This is a genomic window from Arthrobacter sp. TJ-178, from assembly GCF_058269275.1.
Genome location: NZ_JBZCNK010000003.1, coordinates 419808 through 437400 on the forward strand (window position 1 = coordinate 419808; position 17593 = coordinate 437400).

16 protein-coding genes are annotated in these 17593 nt (G+C 65.9%); 5 read left to right on the forward strand and 11 right to left on the reverse strand.

Annotation, left to right across the window (positions count from 1 at the left end; translation table 11 throughout):
• Nucleotides 1-154: 154 nt before the first annotated feature.
• Nucleotides 155-514: a VOC family protein gene (locus AC4D2Q_RS11355; RefSeq protein ID WP_490925566.1), complete on the forward strand. Its 360-nt coding sequence runs from the start codon at nucleotides 155-157 to the stop codon at nucleotides 512-514.
• Here the strand turns inward: AC4D2Q_RS11355 and AC4D2Q_RS11360 are convergent.
• From AC4D2Q_RS11360 to AC4D2Q_RS11380, 5 genes are all read right to left on the reverse strand, one after another.
• Entirely contained in the window at nucleotides 511-2280 is a 1770-nt protein-coding gene (locus tag AC4D2Q_RS11360; RefSeq protein ID WP_490946550.1) for a DUF4389 domain-containing protein, read from the reverse strand. The genes AC4D2Q_RS11355 and AC4D2Q_RS11360 overlap by 4 nt on opposite strands.
• Before the next feature lie 88 nt (nucleotides 2281-2368).
• Nucleotides 2369-3769, reverse strand: a complete 1401-nt coding sequence (lpdA, locus tag AC4D2Q_RS11365; RefSeq protein ID WP_490946551.1) for a dihydrolipoyl dehydrogenase — start codon at nucleotides 3767-3769, stop codon at nucleotides 2369-2371.
• A 98-nt stretch (nucleotides 3770-3867) separates the two neighbouring features.
• On the reverse strand, nucleotides 3868-5385 hold the full coding sequence (locus AC4D2Q_RS11370) for a carboxylesterase/lipase family protein (protein WP_490946552.1): 1518 nt from the start codon (nucleotides 5383-5385) through the stop codon (nucleotides 3868-3870).
• 130 nt (nucleotides 5386-5515) lie between these two features.
• Nucleotides 5516-5737, reverse strand: coding sequence for a hypothetical protein (locus AC4D2Q_RS11375; protein ID WP_490946553.1), 222 nt, complete (start codon nucleotides 5735-5737; stop codon nucleotides 5516-5518).
• Nucleotides 5738-5939: 202 nt separating this feature from the next.
• Nucleotides 5940-7577, reverse strand: coding sequence for an ABC-F family ATP-binding cassette domain-containing protein (locus AC4D2Q_RS11380; protein ID WP_490946554.1), 1638 nt, complete (start codon nucleotides 7575-7577; stop codon nucleotides 5940-5942).
• Nucleotides 7578-7681: 104 nt separating this feature from the next.
• Between AC4D2Q_RS11380 and AC4D2Q_RS11385 the strand changes: the two genes are divergently transcribed.
• From AC4D2Q_RS11385 to AC4D2Q_RS11395, 3 genes are all read left to right on the forward strand, one after another.
• Nucleotides 7682-8575, forward strand: coding sequence for an arginase family protein (locus tag AC4D2Q_RS11385; RefSeq protein ID WP_490946555.1), 894 nt, complete (start codon nucleotides 7682-7684; stop codon nucleotides 8573-8575).
• A gap of 156 nt (nucleotides 8576-8731) precedes the next feature.
• The gene (locus AC4D2Q_RS11390) at nucleotides 8732-9397 is read left to right on the forward strand and encodes an SDR family oxidoreductase (RefSeq protein WP_490946556.1); all 666 of its coding nucleotides are present in this window, start codon (nucleotides 8732-8734) and stop codon (nucleotides 9395-9397) included.
• Nucleotides 9394-9705: a putative quinol monooxygenase gene (locus AC4D2Q_RS11395; protein WP_490946557.1), complete on the forward strand. Its 312-nt coding sequence runs from the start codon at nucleotides 9394-9396 to the stop codon at nucleotides 9703-9705. Before AC4D2Q_RS11390 ends, AC4D2Q_RS11395 begins: the two co-directional genes overlap by 4 nt.
• 167 nt (nucleotides 9706-9872) lie before the next feature.
• On the opposite strand, the gene AC4D2Q_RS11400 is transcribed toward AC4D2Q_RS11395, so the two are convergent.
• On the reverse strand, nucleotides 9873-10604 hold the full coding sequence (locus AC4D2Q_RS11400; protein WP_490946558.1) for a class I SAM-dependent methyltransferase: 732 nt from the start codon (nucleotides 10602-10604) through the stop codon (nucleotides 9873-9875).
• 184 nt (nucleotides 10605-10788) lie between these two features.
• Here AC4D2Q_RS11400 and AC4D2Q_RS11405 point away from each other — a divergent pair, with 184 nt between their 5' ends.
• Nucleotides 10789-11343 carry a hypothetical protein gene (locus AC4D2Q_RS11405; protein WP_490946559.1) on the forward strand — a complete coding sequence of 185 codons (555 nt, stop codon included), beginning with the start codon at nucleotides 10789-10791 and terminating at the stop codon, nucleotides 11341-11343.
• Between the two features lie 45 nt (nucleotides 11344-11388).
• Here the strand turns inward: AC4D2Q_RS11405 and AC4D2Q_RS11410 are convergent, their stop codons facing one another.
• From AC4D2Q_RS11410 to AC4D2Q_RS11430, 5 genes are all read right to left on the reverse strand, one after another.
• Entirely contained in the window at nucleotides 11389-12807 is a 1419-nt protein-coding gene (locus tag AC4D2Q_RS11410) for a cryptochrome/photolyase family protein (RefSeq protein ID WP_490946560.1), read from the reverse strand.
• A gap of 62 nt (nucleotides 12808-12869) precedes the next feature.
• Nucleotides 12870-13409 (reverse strand): MarR family winged helix-turn-helix transcriptional regulator, encoded by a 540-nt coding sequence (locus tag AC4D2Q_RS11415; protein ID WP_490946561.1) that lies wholly within the window; start codon nucleotides 13407-13409, stop codon nucleotides 12870-12872.
• Nucleotides 13406-15133 carry an AMP-binding protein gene (locus tag AC4D2Q_RS11420; protein WP_490946562.1) on the reverse strand — a complete coding sequence of 576 codons (1728 nt, stop codon included), beginning with the start codon at nucleotides 15131-15133 and terminating at the stop codon, nucleotides 13406-13408. Before AC4D2Q_RS11420 ends, AC4D2Q_RS11415 begins: the two co-directional genes overlap by 4 nt.
• Nucleotides 15130-15999, reverse strand: a complete 870-nt coding sequence (locus tag AC4D2Q_RS11425) for an enoyl-CoA hydratase/isomerase family protein (protein WP_490946563.1) — start codon at nucleotides 15997-15999, stop codon at nucleotides 15130-15132. Before AC4D2Q_RS11425 ends, AC4D2Q_RS11420 begins: the two co-directional genes overlap by 4 nt.
• 25 nt (nucleotides 16000-16024) lie before the next feature.
• Nucleotides 16025-17548 (reverse strand): aldehyde dehydrogenase family protein, encoded by a 1524-nt coding sequence (locus AC4D2Q_RS11430; RefSeq protein ID WP_490946564.1) that lies wholly within the window; start codon nucleotides 17546-17548, stop codon nucleotides 16025-16027.
• Nucleotides 17549-17593 lie beyond the last annotated feature (45 nt).

Below are 17593 nucleotides of genomic sequence, written 5' to 3' on the forward strand. Positions count from 1 at the left end.
AGGGAAAACACCTGCGGGTTTCCGGGCGGCGGCGGCAGCTCCGGGGTATTGGCCGGACGCTCTGCCCGGCAGGGTGTGTTAGGTTCAGCGTGCCGTGTGAGCCACTCTCACCGGACGGACACCACAGGCAGTTTTCCTTCAGCCAGGAGCCATCTTGACCAGCAAATTTGCTTCGCTTGCCCTTGACGCCGTTGATGTCCGCCGGCTGGCGGATTTTTGGACCCGGGCGCTGGATTACCGCATCGAGGAGGAGGGCGACGGCATCATCAGTCTTGCCCCCGTTGACGGTTACGGCCCGCCCATCGACATTGTGCCCGTACCGGAGCACAAATCGGTGAAGAACCGGCTGCACCTGGACCTGCGCGCGGACGGCTGCACAGGCGAGGAGGAAGTGCAGCGGCTGCTGGCTCTGGGCGCCGTCCGGGCTGACGTGGGCCAGGAACCCGATGTCACGTGGACCGTGCTGGCGGATCCCGAAGGCAACGAGTTCTGCATCCTCGGGACCTCCGCCTAGCCGGATCCTGGTCCCGGGCGGCCGAGTCCTGCGGCCTCGTCCCTGCGGTCCGCCGGGCCCTGGTCCAGGCGGAAGGGCGGATACTCGTCCCGCATCAGCGCGCCGTAGGCCAGCACGCGGTAGGACCACCGGTTCAGACCCATGATCAGGTCAAAGAGATGGCGCGGATACCGGCCGCGGAACAACAGGATGACAGCGGCAATGAGGACCAGCAGCACCAGCAGGGACAGGCCCTGCCGGCTGACCACGGCCGGCGCCCCTTCCCAACCCTCATCCCACGCATCACTGAACATCCCGCCCGGGACCATCCGGGACCATCCGCCGGTGTCGTCCTGGCTGCCCACGGGATAGAACCGGTTGACGACCACGGAGGCCTGGGTGAAGGCTGTGACCACCAGTGCCTGCGGAAGGACCAGCAGCCACCACTTCACCAGCACCAGCCAGCGGGAGAGCTCCCGGGGATAATCAACACTGAAATCCGCCGGGTAATCGGTGCGCTCCAAGGTGAACGGCGGATACCGGTCCGTCCCCAGCGCATGGGTGGCATAGAACGTCACCCGCCAGCTCCAGCGCACCACTCCCACATTGAATTCAAAAAGCCCCCGCGGATACCGCCCGGTGAAGAGGATGACGATCCCTGCAATCACTGTGGTGACGAAGAAGGCGATCCACAGGAAGAACAGCACAATGTAGTGCGGGATTGCCAGGAACCATTTGACCAGCCACATCCAGCGGGAAAGGTTGGGGTCTATTTCGCCGTAGAGCCGCGCGGGATAGCGCGGGCCGGCCAGTTTCGGGTCCCGCAGGCCGACGGCGGGGCCTCCTCCGTAAACTCCCGCGGCACCCGCGGCCGCAGCTGCCCCGGACGCCGGGCCGGCTCCGGCGGCGTGCGCACCGGCGGACCCTGCAGCGGATCCGGCGGATCCGGCGGGCTCCGCAGCTGATCCGTACGGTCCGGGACGTCCATACCGGTCCTGCATCTGGCCGTAGGTCTGAGGCGCTGCGGGCACCCCGGCGGGCTGCCCCGGTTGCCCCGGTTGCTCTGGTTGCCCCGGATCACCAGTGTCCGCAGGACGGACGCCGTCGGCGCCGCGGTGCCGAAGCCCGGAAGCCCCGGCAACCACCAGGGCAATCCCGGCAATGAGGAAGACGATGCTGGAGATCAGCAGGATCCACGTCAGCGGGCCGAGGAAATCAGCCCGCACCCCCGCCTGCAGGTCCGCGGCAACCGACCGGCTCCCGTCCGCGTTCATGATCACAACAGACCAGTCCCCGCCGTCCAGGTTCCATTCCAGAGACTGTTCACCGCTCCCGCTGGAGCTCTCTGCCCAGAAGTCCTGGCTGCCCGGAGGCGCGGGAGCCCTGGTGCCCTGGACCTCCAGGTAATCGACACGGAAAGGAGCGAAGGAAACGTCCTGCAGCTCGCTGCGCGGCACGTCCCGGAGGTAGCGGTCCACCTCGCCGCTTGGGCCGATACCGATGAACAGGTCCCGGCCCTGCACCGACTCGCCTTCCAGCTGCAGCGTTGCAACGGCGTCTTCCGCCCGCGCCCCGCCGTCCACGCTCACATCAGGCAGGGTCAGCGCATACGAATCAACCTCATAGGTCTCTTCAGGAAGCGACAGGAAGCGGTCATCGCTTTGCCCGGCGTTGAACACCCCCGCAACAGCCGCGCCCGCCGCCAATCCCAAACCCATCAGGATCAGCAGGCTTCCGATGACGATCAGAACTACTTTGCCGGTTCTCAGCGTCTTGCCGGTTTGCACAATGCAGACCTCCCCGGACCGCCCCCTACTGAAAAGGGTTCTCCGGGCCCGGGAGCCGTGTCAAGATTCCGGCTCCCGCCCGGCCCGGCTAGAAGTTGATCATGTGTCCGGTGAGGCCGTGGAACGCCTCCTGCAGTGCCTCGCTGAGCGTGGGGTGCGTATGTACGTTCCGTGCCAGCTCATAGGCGGTCAGGTCCCATTTCTGGGCCAGGGTCAGTTCGGGCAGCAGCTCGGAAACATCCGGCCCGATCAGGTGGCCGCCAAGAAGTTCCAGGTGTTCCTTGTCCGCCACCAGCTTGACGAACCCCACCGGTTCACCCAGTCCGTGGGCCTTGCCGTTGGCCGTGAACGGGAACGTGCTCACCACCACGTCATGGCCAGCGTCGCGCGCCTGCTGCTCGGTCAGCCCAAAGCTGGCCACCTGCGGCTGGCAGAACGTGGCCCGGGGCATCATCCGGTAGTCCCCCAGGGGCATGGTTTCGGCCTTGCCGATGGTCTCGGCGGCCACTACGCCCATGGCTTCGGCCACGTGGGCCAGCTGCAGCTTGGCAGTTACGTCGCCGATAGCGTAGATGTGCGGGACATTGGTGCGCATGAACTCGTCAATGGCAATCGCCCCGCGGTCAGTGAGCTGAACGCCGGTCTTTTCCAGGCCGTATCCTTCGGTGCGCGGCGCAAAGCCGATGGACATCATCACGCGGTCCGCTTCGATGGAACCGTCTTTGCCGTTCTTGTCCTTATAGGTCACGGTCACCGAGGAGCCGTTGTCCGTCACCGTCTCCACCTTCGTGGAGGTCATGATGGGGATGCCCAGTTTCTTGTACTGTTTGGCGATCTCCTTGGAGACGTCCGCGTCCTCATTGGGCAGGGCCCGGTCCAGGAATTCGATAATGGTCACGTCCACGCCGTAGCTGCGGTGCACATACGCGAATTCCATGCCGATGGCACCGGCACCCACAATCACGATCTTCTTCGGCAGGTCCCGGTCCATGATCTGGGCCTCGTACGTCACGACGTTCTCGGAGAGTTCGACACCCGGCAGCAGGCGCACGTACGTCCCCGTGGCAATGATGGCGTTGTCGAAGGTGATGCTTTCAGTGCCGCCCTTCGAGAGCGAGACGTCAAGGGTGTGGTCATCAGTGAACACCCCGTGGCCGTCATACTCGGTGATTTTGTTTTTCTTCATCAGGAAGTGGACGCCCTTGACCCTGCCCTCCGCGACCTGCCGGCTGCGGTCGAATGCGGCGCCGAAATCAAACGAAACGTCTCCGCTCATGCCGAAGGTTTTCGCCTGGTTGGTGAAAATCTGGGCGAGCTCGGCGTTGCGCAGCAACGCCTTGGAAGGAATGCAGCCCACGTTCAGGCACACACCGCCCCAGTACTTCTCCTCCACCACTGCCACGCTCAAACCGAGCTGGGCCGCCCGGATAGCCGCCACGTAGCCGCCCGGTCCGGCTCCCAGAATCACGACGTCGTAATGTTCACTCATGCTGGCCAACTCTCCTTTTGCACGCTGCTTTATGCACCGCGTAGGGGCAAGACTTCCATAGCTGGGTTAACACTCCCACAGCCTGTCTGTGGACTCCATCACAAATAGCCCCGGTATCCCGCCCAGGCGCGTCGCCGCTCCGGGAACGGGTCCAGCTCGATCCGGTCCTCGACGTCGAAAATCCGGGTCCGGCGCTCCACCGGTTCGTAGCGCGGCCAGTCAGGACCCGGGCAACCGGTTTTCGCCAGGCTCAGCAGGGTCCCCTGGAAACGCGCCGAGAGTTCCTTCAGGGCCGCTGCCCCGCCGAGCAGGGACAGGGCACGCGTAATGGGCTCGCGGGTCTCACCGAACATCACGGGAACATCCATGGCGTGGGTCGCTCCGAAGCCGAGCAGGTTCATCATCGGAGTGGCGAAGTCATATCGGTAGGACCAGGTGGGTGCCACCAGAGAATGGGATTCGGCCACCACGGTGGAGGGGTACCAGAACACGAGGTCGCCGCTGATTTCCACCGACTGTTCCCGGGACGGATACCCGGGATAAGCGGCAAGCACCCGGGACTGGGCCTGGGGGTCGGTGCCGGCAAACATCTTTTCAATCCGGTCCGGGGTGGAAGGGAGGATGTCCACAATCCGGGCAAACAGCGCCCCCTCCCGGGCCATGGTGCCCAAAACCAGCGGCACCGGAGCCGAGTTCCCCTTCATGAACGTGTCGAAGGGGTGCTCGGGCAGGAAGTCGCCGTCGATCACCGGCGAGACACTCAGCGAACCCGGCTTCGCGGCCGGTCCAATCTTGGACGTCAGCTCGCTGGTGGCGCGCACCAGTGCGGAGGCCGGAAGGGTGGACAGGGCGTCAGCGGCATCGGACAGCGGCACCTTGAGGATCGCCAGCAGATCCCGCGCCCAGGACGCATGGAGCTCGCGGGAGTAGGCACTGGACGGGGCGGCACTCTGGGCATAGGCCTGATGGAAGAGCCCCCGGGCGGCCGGGATGCACATCAGCGATGTCACGGAGATCCCGCCGGCGGACTCTCCGAAAATGGTCACATTCTCCGGATCCCCGCCGAACGCTTCGATGTTGTCCCGGACCCATTCCAGGGCAGCCACCTGATCGCGGAGTCCCAGATTGGAGTCGAAGGTCCGGCCCGGGCCGGAAAAGGAACTGAAATCCATGAACCCCAGGGCTCCGATCCGGTAATTCAGGGAAACGTAAACCGCTTCCCCGGCCCGGACCAGATTGGAGCCGCGGTAGGTCTTCACAGTGGAAGACCCGGAACTGAACGCGCCGCCGTAGAAGTACACCAGGACGGGGAGCCGGTCAAACCCGGGTTCGAGGGGCGCGGAGACATTCAGCGTGAGGCAATCCTCGTCCATGGGAGCCCGCCGCCTGGACCCGGTCAGGGACGGGTTGCGGGACTGCGGCGGTGCGGCGCCAAAGGCGGATCCGTCCAGCACCCCGCTCCAGCGGTCCGGCGGCTGCGGCGAACGCAACCTCAGCTCCCCCACCGGCGGCGCAGCAAAGGGAATGCCCCGCCACGTGCGCACGCCGTCTGCCACGGTTCCCCGGACCAGCCCGTTTGCAGTGGGAATCAGCAGGGATGTCACGTTTGTGGTCATGAGCTGCTCCATTCCTGGAAGGAGTCAGGTGCGACCTTTTACGTTAGACCTGCCTCCTGCCCGCCTCCTAGGGGCGGGCGCCACCCCGGCCGCTGCCCGCCCCTAAAAGGCGATCAGCGACAACTGCGCGCTAAGCAGCGAAGGCCAGCTCACGCACACGGACCCCGGCCGGCTGCCGCCCGCCGGCGGCAAGACGCTGCAGCCGGCGGTGCACCAGGATCTCCTTCAGGCACAGCAGGGCCACGGCAGCCACGTTGAGGGCGGCCTTGGTGCCGGTTGACCAGTCAGTTGTCACGCACAGGACCCAGACACTCAGCAGGACGGGCACGTCCATGACGCGCAGGCCCTTCACCGGTCAGTCCTTCCAAGCAGTTGCTGCAGTGAAGCCATGATAACTATTCCCCCCATAAAGACTGAGACTAAAGACCGAGACTAAAAACCGAAACTATGCAATTGCGCCACATCTAATGCGTCGCATTTAATGGGGGCCTTTGAGACATAAAGCGTGTGTAATTTTTACCACATCCCGGCAGCCGACGGTACTCAGGACATCCTCACTGAATAGTGACGGATCCCCCGTCCACATTCCAGCGGGCATCCAGGCGGACGTTTTCCAGCATCCGCCGGTCATGCGAGACGAGCAGCAGGGCGCCCTCATAGCTTTCCAGCGCCTCCTCCAACTGCTCGATGGCCGGCAGGTCAAGGTGGTTGGTGGGCTCATCCAGCACCAGCAGGTTCACTCCCCGGGCCTGCAGCAGCGCCAGTGATGCCCGGGTGCGCTCGCCCGGAGACAGGGACTCCACGCGGCTGGTCACCTGATCGGCCTTGAGCCCGAATTTGGCCAGCAGGGTACGCACCTCGGCACTGTTCATTTCCGGAACAGCCGCCTCAAAAGCGTCTCCCAGCGCCAGGGCGTGATCCAGCTGTCCGCGGGCCTGGTCGATTTCGCCCACGGCCACCGAGGATCCCAGGGACGCGCTGCCTTCGCTGGGGTCCAGGCGTCCGAGCAGGAGCGCCAGCAGCGTGGATTTGCCGGCACCGTTGGGCCCGGTGATGCCAATCCGCTCGCCGGCATTGACCTGCACCGAGACCGGACCAAGCGTGAACGACCCGCGCTGCGCCACAGCGGAATTCAGGGTGGCGACGACGGAACTGGAGCGGGGTGCGGATCCGATGGTGAACTGCAGCTGCCATTCCTTGCGCGGTTCTTCCACTTCATCCAGGCGGGCAATCCGGGATTCCATCTGCCGCACTTTCTGCGCCTGCTTTTCGGAGGATTCCATTGATGCCCGGCGCCGGATCTTGTCATTGTCCGGGGATTTCTTCATGGCATTGCGGACGCCCTGCGAGCTCCATTCACGCGTGGTGCGGGCACGCGAGACCAGGTCCGCCTTCTTGTCGGCAAATTCCTCGTAGGCTTCACGGGCGTGCCGGCGCGAAACGTCGCGCTCCTCCAGGAAAGCGTCATAGCCGCCGTCGTACACGGCCACCTTGTTTTGTGCCAGATCAAGCTCCACCACGGTGGTCACGCAACGGGCGAGGAATTCGCGGTCATGGGATACGAGGACGACGCCGCCGCGCAGGCCCTGCACAAATTCCTCCAGCCGGGCCAGGCCGGCCAGGTCCAGGTCATTGGTGGGCTCGTCCAGGAGCACAATGTCGAACCGGCTCAGCAGCAGGGCCGCCAGGGCCACGCGGGCAGCCTGCCCGCCGGAGAGCGACGTCATCAGCGCCTGAGCGCCTACATCCAGTCCCAGCTCGGCAAGGACCGCCGGGATCCGGTCCTCCAGGTCAGCGGCGCCGCTGGCCAGCCAATGGTCCAGCGCGACGGCGTAGGCGTCGTCGGCCCCCTTGGCTCCGGACCCGAGTCCCTCCGCCGTAGCCTCCATGGCTTCGGTGGCTGCAGCCGCACCGGTGCGCCGTGCAATGTATCCGGCCACGGTTTCGCCCTCGAGGCGTTCGTGTTCCTGCGGCAGCCACCCGATGAACGCATCGGCGGGAGCGGTGGACACGGTGCCGGCGAGCGGTTCGGCAGCACCGGCGAGCAGGCGGAGGAGAGTCGATTTTCCGGCGCCGTTGGAGCCCACAACGCCCACGACGTCGCCCGGCGCGACCGTCAGGTTGAGATGGGAGAACAGGGTGCGGTGGGCGTAGCCGCCGGAGAGGTCCCGGGCTACGAGTGTTGCAGTCATGCTTCCATCCTATTTTGTTTGCGCCTGCGGGTTTTTCGGCTCCCGGCATGCCGCCGGGTTCCCCTGCCCTTATCCGGGCCGGCCCTGCGGCGTAAATTGGGGCCATGACCCAGAGCTCCCCCACCGGTCCCGGCGCCTTGCGCCTGATCTTTCCACAATGGCAGGGTGCTTCCGGGCCCTCGACCCACCAGCTGCATCCGGGGGTGGACGCGCACGACACCCAGCTTTCGTTCAATCTTGGCCCGGCCCTGCTGGAACTGATGTCCCCGGACCATGACGGCCCCACCGCGTACGTGCCCGTGAGCACCGACACCAGCGACGAAGCACTGGCCACGGTGGACGGCATTTACGCCCGGGACGCCGTGATGCGCCAGCTGACCGACGCGCTGGACATCCTGCGGGAGGCCGCACCCGAGTCCATAGTCACCTTCGGCGGTGAATGTTCGGTGAGCGTGGCACCCTTCAGCCATCTCGCCTCCGTCTACGGCGAGGACCTTGCGGTGCTCTGGATCGATCCCCACCCCGACACCGGTGTCCCCGGGGATTCCTACACCGGGTTCCATTCCATGGCCCTGGCCACCCTCGCGGGAGAGGGCGACGCCGGAATCATCGCCGCGCTGCCGGCACTGATTACGCCGGCGAAAATCCTGCAGGTGGGGCTGCGGCAGTGGGACGCCGAAGGCATAGCCGTCAAGGAACGGCTCGGCATCAAGAGCGTGGGCATCACGGAGACTTCCGAGGACAGCCGCAGGGTTATGGACTGGATTGCCGGCACCGGTGCGACGCAGCTGGCGGTCCACATTGATCTGGATGTCCTGGACCGGCGCGACTTCACCAATTCCCCCGGCAGCAACCCTGACGGCATGCGGATTGCCGACCTGGTGCGGTTGGTGGCCGATGTGTCCACCGTGGCCAACATCGCCGGACTCACCCTGACCGAACATATCCCGGTGGAGCTGATGCGGCTGGGCGGCCTGCTGCGGGATCTGCCGATCTAAACAGGCCCGGCCACATCGAACCCAACGTCCCGCGGCACTTTATTCCCGATGCGCCCGTAAAATTCGGCTGCTTAGCCATTAGCGGAACGGGTAGGTGCTTAAACCGTAAGCGTGCTTATGGTGGCTGGGACACTGATCCCCACGAAAGGACTCACCATGTCACGCATTGCCATCATCGGAGGCCACGGCAAAGTCGCCCTCCACCTGGCCAAGGACCTCACGGCCAACGGCCACCAGGTCACGTCACTGTTCCGCAACCCGGACCACACCTCCGACGTCGAAGCCACGGGTGCCGCCGCCGTCGTCGCCGACGTCGAAAACCTCTCCACCGAAGAAATCGCGCAGAAGCTTGCCGGCCAGGACGCTGTTGTCTGGTCCGCCGGTGCCGGCGGGGGAACCGCCGAACGCACCTACGCGGTGGACCGCGACGCCGCCATCCGCTCCATGGACGCGGCCAAGGCGGCCGGTGTCCCCCGGTATGTGATGGTGTCCTACTTTGGCGCGGGCCCCAACCACGGTGTCCCCGAGGACGACGGCTTCTTCGCATATGCCGAGGCCAAGGCCGCAGCCGATGAATATCTGCGCAGCAGCGGACTGGACTGGACCATTCTCGCTCCCAGCGCGCTGACCATGGATCCGGGCACCGGGAAGATCGAAACCGGCCCCGGCATCGAAGGCACCCAGGTGTCCCGCGAAGACGTGGCCCTTGTTGCCGCCGCCGTGCTGGACCGTCCCGCCACAATCGGGCAGACTATCGAATTCAATAACGGATCGGTTCCCGTTGACGCCGCCCTTGATGCTTTGAAGGAGCAGAACTCATGAGTCTTGTCGTAGTAGCCACCATGGTGCCCAAGCCTGAGTTCCGGGACGACGTCATTTCCGTGCTGGAAGAGTCGATCGCCCGCGTGCACGCCGAGGATGCCGGCTGCGAGGTGTACAGCCTCAACGAGGGACGCGACCGCCTGGTCATGATCGAAAAGTGGGCCAGCCCCGAAGATCTGCAGGCCCACTCGGCGAGCCCCGCGTTCAAGGCCCTGACCGCTGCCCTCGACGGCAAGCTCTCCGGCGAGATGGACGTTCAGGTGCTCCAGCCCCACCCCGCCGGCACCCCCGGCCAGGGACAGGTCTAGCAGCACAGGTCTAGCAGCTGGTCCAGCAGGACAAATCCAGCAGCACAGGCTTAGGCCTGCAGTTTTCGCCGGACGCCGGACAAGGTCCGTGCCCGTTGTTCTCCCGCAGGGGATGCAACCGGCACGGACCTTGTCCGTTAAGCGGATGCCGACGCCGGGCTAAACCGTCAGCTTCGCAGGACAACATTCCTGGGCTCATGGTCCAGGGCAGCCGGCGCGTCGATGATCCGGAAGCCGGCCTCCTCCGCCAGAGCGGTGAAACCGTCCACATCAATCCAGTGAAGCAGCCAGTTCCTTTTGAGCTGCTGAAGCATGCCGTTGCTTTCGCGTTCGTAGCGAAGGGCGGTGATCTGCGTGCGGGCACTTTCGTCGCGTTCCACGTTGACTACGCGGCAGGCGATCCACCCGTTGGCCGTTTCCTGCCGCGTCACACTGCCGGTGTCGTCGGCCGTGGCGGGCTCCGGAACAAAAAGCGGAACGACGGCAGTGCCGTTGGGGACGAGGGCACGTTTTATGCTGTGCAGGGTCTGGCGCATCGCGTCGTCGGTGGGCAGGAGATTAAAGGTGGGCCCCGCCAGAAAGACCGTCGCATACTGACGTGACGGATTCATTGACTCCATCGACGCCACCCATGCGCTCACGTCGAGGTTCCGGGTTTCCGCCCGCTGGTGAAGCCTGGCGATCATGTCCGGGGATGAGTCCAGGCCGTCAACGTCGATTCCGCTCTCCCTCAGATCCAGCAGGGGGTCACCGTCGCCGCAGCCCAACTCGAGGGCCGGTTCACCGTACTGCGCAATGAGGTCCCGGTATTGCAGGGGATCGAAGCTGGCGGACTTGAGCGGTTTGTAGAGATCGGCGACGAGCCCGGTGTAGAAGGATGCAGCTGACGTACCGGCCATGTGTGTTGCTCCCTGAGAGGCACAAACAGAATTGCATGTCATTATGCCGCAGATCACCCGCTGCGCCGAGCACCGGCCGCCCGCCGGCATGGCTGTGATTAACGCCTCCTGTCAGTGCACGCCCGGATACCTAAAATGGAAGAAGCACCGTACAGCCCTGATTCGATATGAAAGTTAGGAGCCATTGGACCTCACCACCACACTGCGCCGCATCGACTACGGCGAGCCTTCAGAGAACGGCGCAGCAACCTACATCCTGCACACGGCCGCAGGAGTCTTCCGCACCCAGCCGGACAATATCCGGCCCCGCTCCCTCGCCCTCGCAGTGCCTGTCAGTTCCAATCTTCCCGCCCGGCCCCGCCTCACATTGGTCCTCAACGATGAACAGAGCGTGGTCGACTGGCGGCCTGCCGCTGAAGTGGAGCAGCCGCCGAGCGAAGTCTCGCTGCACGGGGTGGAGTGGGACGGGCATTTCGGCCTGGCCGCGGACTACTACGACACTGCCGCCGCTGCCGCTGCCGCGCCGGACACCCGCTGGGCAGTCGTCCGCGGCGGCCCCGACCGCCGCTTCGTGCTTGGCCCCACCGCCGATTACGCCGAAGCCTTCCGCGCGGCCGTCAATCACAACCTTTCCGACGACTACCGCGCGGATACCTTTGATGACCGGTACATAGTGATTCAAGCCGCCCTCGCCGAGTGGGCCTGCTACGCCGCCGAAGGTCCGCGCGCTGACAGCTGAGTTCCGCTGCAGCAGCTCCCCTGGCTGAGCATCCTGCGCAGCCAGTCAGCGAATGCTCTCGTATGCCTCCAGAGCGTTCCGGCGGGACTCCTTCAAATCCACGAGCGGCTCGGGATAGGCGGGAGTCAAGGCGTCCGGCACCCAGCGGGAGACGTACTCACCGTTGGGATCAAAGCGCTTCGCCTGCGTCTGGGGATTGAAGATCCGGAAGAAGGGTGCTGCGTCCGCGCCTGAGCCGGCGACCCACTGCCAGTTGGCGGGATTGCTCGCGGGGTCTGCGTCCACGAGGGTCTCCCAGAACCATTCCTCGCCCACCCGCCAGTGGATGCCCAGGTTCTTGATCAGGAAGCTGGCAGCCACCATCCGCACCCGGTTATGCATCCAGCCCATGCTCCACAGCTGTCGCTGGCCGGCGTCGACCAGTGGAATCCCTGTTCTTCCGGCCTTCCACGCATCCAGGGCGGCCAGGTCCTCCGGCCGGGATGCCGACGGCGGCTGCGCACCCTTCCCGCGCAGGATCGCCGGGGTCTGCGGTCCGGCGCCTTCCGGATGTTCCCAGGGGAACCCGTCGAAGGCAGGCCGCAGGTTCTTCGTGGCCAGATCCGGGTTGTGAAAGAGCTGGTGCCAGCAGAACTCACGCCAGCCGATTTCGGTGCCGAACACATCCGGCCCCGGCCCGTTCCCGCGGACGCGGGACAGCGCGTGCCAGACCTGGAACGGACTCACGTGCCCCCATCGCAGGTACGGGGAGAGCCGGCTGGTTCCGGGCTTCGCCGGGCGGTCGCGGCCGTCGTCGTAATTCTGCACCGGGCCGGCCAGGAAGTCGCCAAGGGCGGACAGGCCGGCCTCCTCGCCCGGGGTCCAGGCTTCGGCCAACCCTGCGGACCAGTCCGGATGCAGCGGCAGCAGGTTCCAGTCCGCCAGGTCCTCTCCGGCGGGGATACCGGCCGGCGGGGCGGCGGCCTTGTCCGGAGCCGAAAGGGGCGCCCGGAAGTCCATTGCGGAGACCGTGCGCCAGAACGGGGTGAAGACGCGGTACGGTCCGCCGCCGCCGGTACGCACAGTCCAGGGTTCGTGCAGCAGCGAAGCCTGGAAGCTCTCCGCGTGCACATCCGCGGCCGCGGCCCTTGCCTTGACCGCGGTGTCCACCTCCCGCTCCGGCCCGCCGTAGCGCCGGTTCCAGAAGATCCGCTCGGCGCCCGCTTCCTGCACGAACGCGGGAACGACGTCGCCCGCCGGCCCCCGCTGCAGTACCAGCGGAATGCCCAGGGCCTCAAGGTCGTGCCGCAGGGTCTTCAGCGCGTGGTGCAGCCACCACTTTGCGGCGGACCCAAGCGGCCGGATGCCAGGTGATTGCTCATCCAGAACATACAGGGCCACCGCGCCGCCTTCGGAGGCCGCGGCCAGGAGGGCGGGATTGTCAGCTGTGCGCAGGTCGTCGCGGAGCCAGACGATGGAGACCACGGGCAGGTCCTTTCCTTGGGTACCACGACCCTACCCGCAGCCCTGGCCGGATTGCTGCGCCCTCAGATCCGGACGCCTTCGCCTGCAGATTCATCGAAATCTCCGGCCCGGCGCCGGAAGCGGGTCAGGATGTCCGTCAACTCTGTGAGGTCCTGCTGTCCGAACCCCGGCCGGGAAAACACTTCCGCGTTCAGGGCGGACGCGGCCAGGGGCACCAGTTCCCTGCCGGCAGGCGTGATTTCCACCAGGACCGTCCGCCCGTCGGAAGGATGCGGGCGCCGCTCGGCCAGTCCAGCCTGTTCCAGCCGGTCCACGGTGTTGGTGACCGACGTCGGATGCACCTGGAGCCGGGCCCCCGCCTTGGCCATGGGCAGGGCTCCGCTGGCGGTAAAGCTCAGCAGGGCCAGCAGTTCGAACCGGGAAAAGGTCAGCCCAAACGGCTTGAGCACGGTTTCTACCCGGGTGAACAGGATCTGCGAGGTCCGCATCACGGCAGTCACCGCAGCCATCCCGTCCGCTGCGTCCCCCCATCCGTGTTCCTCCCAGTGCCGCCGGGCCTGCCCGATCGGATCCTGCGCCAGGGGCTTGGCCGTCGCGGTCACCCCCGCAGCTCCGGAAACTCGTCGTCCCGGAATTCGACGCCGGACCGGACGGCACCGCCGTCGTTCTCCAGTGCCCGCAGCTGGACCCGGCGGATCTTCCCGGACATCGTCTTGGGCAGCTCGTGGAACTCCAGCCGGCGCACCCGCAGATAGGGGGCCAAATGTTCACGGGCATACGCCAGGATCGACAGGGCTGTCTTCCGGTTGGGCTCCCACCCGTCAGCCAGTGCCACATAGGCTTTGGGCACTGCCAGCCGCAGTTCATCGGGAGCAGGAACGACGGCGGCCTCCGCCACCGCAGGATGTTCGATCAGGACGCTCTCCAGCTCAAAGGGGCTGATCTTGTAGTCGGAGGCTTTGAACACGTCATCGGTGCGGCCGATATAGGTGATGTATCCCCCGGCATTCCGGGCAGCCATGTCCCCGGTGTGGAAGTAGCCGTCCTTCATGGCCGCTTCGGTGCGTTCCGGATCTCCCCGGTATCCGGTCATCAGGTTCAGCGGCACCGCGGAGAGGTCCAGGCAGATTTCCCCTTCCTCTCCCGGAAGTCCGGTGGCCGGGTCGATCAGAACCACCGGAACGCCCGGCAGCGGACGGCCCATGGATCCCGGATGCAGGTCGGCCCCGGGGGTGTTCCCCACCAGCGCCGTGGTTTCGGTTTGCCCAAACCCGTCACGGATGGACAGCCCCCACGCATCTTGGACTTTGGAAATCACCTCGGGGTTCAGCGGCTCACCGGCGCCGATCAATTCGCGCAGGTGTTCCGGGCGCTCCCCCAGGCTGGACTGGATCATCATCCGCCAGACAGTCGGCGGTGCACACAGGCTCGTGACTCCGGCCCGGTGCATCTGCTCCAGCAGCGCCTCGGGCCGGAAGCGGGCGTAGTTGTAAATGAAGACCGTGGCCTCGGCGTTCCACGGCGCAAAGAAGCTGCTCCAGGCATGCTTGGCCCAGCCCGGTGAGCTGATATTCAGGTGGATGTCTCCGGGCTGCAGTCCCAGGAAGTACATCGTGGACAGGTGGCCCACGGGGTAGGACACCTGCGTGTGTTCCACCAGTTTGGGCCGGCTGGTGGTTCCCGACGTGAAATAGAACAGCAGGGGATCAGCGGCAGCCGTCACGGTCTGCAGCGGGACCGGTTCGGCAGCATAGGCCTGGCGGTAGTCCAGCCAGCCCTGCTCCCGCAGGCGCTCCACACCTCCGTCGAAGGCTCCCCCTCCCACCAGGACCTTTCCGTAGTCCCCGGGGACGCCGTCGAACTTTGCAGCGTCCCCGGCGTTGGCGATAACCCAGCGCGCTCCCCCGCGGAGAATCCGGTCCGCGAGGTCGGCGCTGCCGGCGGCGGAGGCGGTGGGCATGATGACGGCGCCAAGCTTCATGGCCGCCAGCATGCTCTCCCACAGTTCCACCTGGTTGCCGAGCATCAGCATCACGGGATCCCCGCGCTGCACCCCGGACGCCGAAAGCCACGCAGCCACCTGGTCGGACCGGCGGACCATGTCATCGAAGCTGTATTTCTGCTCCGATCCGTCCTCTTCCACGATCCACAGGGCGCAGGCTGAGTTGCCGCGGGCCATGGCATCAAACCAGTCCACCGCCCAGTTGAATGATCCCTCCAGCCGCGGCCAGGCGAAGGTTTCCACTGCCTTTTCATAGCTGCCCGACAGGGCGAGCAGCTCGTCCCGGGCTGCCCGGAACAAAGTGGTGGCGCTGGTCTGGTTCATCGTGCCTCTTCCTCGTGCTTGGTGTCGTCAGCGGTGGTGGCGGGTGCCGTTCCGTCCGGAAAAACCGGTCCGGTCCAGGTGAAGCGGGGATCCTCCTTGGCAAGGAAGGCACGGACACCGATCCCCGGATCCGGTGCCGCCGCCATCTCGTGCTGCCAGCGGCGGCTGGCCGCCTCGAGGCCGGGCAGTTCCACCGGAGTCCCGCCGGCCGCAATAATGTCCACCAGCTCTTTCGTGGCCTGCAGCGAGAGCTGGGACCTGCCGGCGAGCCGGTGCGCAAAGGCAGCGACGTCGGTCCAGAAGTCCGCCTGCGCAATCACCCGTTCCACCAGGCCCAGGCGCAGCGCCTGTTCGGCGGGAACAAAGTCGCCGCTGAACAGCAGGTACTTGGCTGCGCCGGGACCTGCCAGCCGGACCAGCCGCTCAATGCCGGAGAGCGGATACACAATCCCGATCTTGGCCGGCGTGATGCCAAAAACGGCCCGGTCCGAGGCCAGCCGGATGTCGCATGCTCCCGCCACCTGCCACGCCCCGCCCAGGCAGTACCCGTCCACGGCGGCAATGACCGGTTTGGGGAACGCCGCAATGGCCTCCTCCCCCGCTGTGACGTCGCCGCCGTCGTGCAGGCCGTTGTCCGGATTGTGCAGGATCGCCTTCAAATCGGAGATGTCCGCACCGGCGGAGAAATCTTCGCCGTCTCCGCGGATGACCACCGCCTTGACGCCGGGATCCTCCGCAAGCGGAGCGAGCACGACGGCGAACTCCCGCCACATGTGCGCGGTCAGCGTATTGCGGCGGCCGGGATTGGACAGCGTCAGCGTTGCCACCGGCCCGTCCAGGGTAAGGCGCAGGGTGCCTTTGCTCATGGATTCCTCAGTTGCCCGGCAGGGTTCAGCCGCGCAGCTTAACGTTGATCTGCTTGGTTTGAGTGAATCCGGCCAGCATGCCTTCGAGCGACACCTCACGGCCGATCCCGCTCTGCTTGTAGCCGCCGTAGGACTGGCCCACCACCTGACCGCCGCCCTGGTTGACCTGCACCCAGCCGGCATCGACCCGGTGGGCGGTGTTCAGCGCGTTGTCCAAGTTGTGCGACCAGACGTAGGCGGCCAGTCCGTAATGCGAGTCATTGGCCATGCGGATGACGTCTTCGGTGTCGCGCCACGGAATGGCGACGAGCACGGGGCCGAAGATTTCCTCCTGCGCCAGGCGGAAATCGTTGCGGCCGCCGCCAAAGATCGTGGGCAGGTGGAAGTAGCCGTCGGTCAGCGGGCCTTCTGCGGGAACGCTGCCGCCCAGGATGGTGTCCATGGATCCGCGGCCGTCTTCAAGGTAGCCGCTGATGGAGGAGAACTGGCTGTTGTTGATGATTGCGCCCATGTCGGTGGCCTCGTCCAGCGGGTTGCCCACCTTCAGGGCGCCGAGCTTGGCAGCGAGCCGTTCCAGCACCTCGTCGTAGATGTCCTCGTGCAGGAACAGCCGGGATCCTGCCGTGCAGCTCTGTCCCTGGCGGGTGAAGCGGGAGGCGAGCAGCAGGCCGTCAATCAGGTCATCATCCACGGCATCCGGGAAGACGATGGACGGGTTCTTTCCGCCGAGTTCCAGGGACACATGGGCGAGCCGTTCCCCGGCGGTGCGGGCGACGCCGCGGCCCACCTCGGTGGAGCCGGTGAAGGAAACCTTATCCACGCCGGGGTGCTCGGCCAGCGCAGCGCCGATGACGCTTCCGCGTCCGGTGAGGGCATTGACGGTTCCGGCCGGAAGATGGCGCGAGCAGATCTCGGCCAGCAGCAGGATGGTGAGCGGGGCGTCGTCGGCGGCCTTGAGGATCACCGTATTGCCGGCGGCCAGGGCGGCCGGCAGCTTGAAGCCGGCGATCATCAGCGGCGAGTTCCAGGGCAGGATGCAGGCCACCACGCCCAGCGGTTCCAGCCGGGTGTACTGCAGCTGGCCGTCGCCGGCCGGCAGCGTCACGCCCTTGACCTCGCCGGCAATTCCGGCAAAGTAACGGAACAGCGCCACCAGCGTGGTGACTTCCGGGCGGGCCTGCGTGCGCAGGGCGTTGCCGGTGTCCAGCGCCGTGAGCCGGGCAAAGTCCTCCGCCCGCGACTCAATCTCATCCGCGATCAGGGACAGGGCCCGTGCCCGGACCGTGAAGTGGACGTTGCGCCAGCCCGGGAATGCTTCCCGCGCAGCGGCCACCGCCCGGTCCACGTCCTCGGGGCCTGCGGCCGGAACCCGGGCAATCACGGTTTCCCGCTTGGCAGGGTTCATGACGTCCCGCCAGGAGCCCGAGGCAGCTTCCACCGGTTCCCCGCCGATCCACATGGGCTGGTCCGTGCCGGACAGAAACGAGCTGTAATCGGGCGTTTCGGAAGCTCCGGCCGCGGGTTCCGCCGGAATGTTGAGCTGGGTCATGATGCCTCGTTCTCTGGGTGGAATGGGTGGGATGGGTGGGATGTG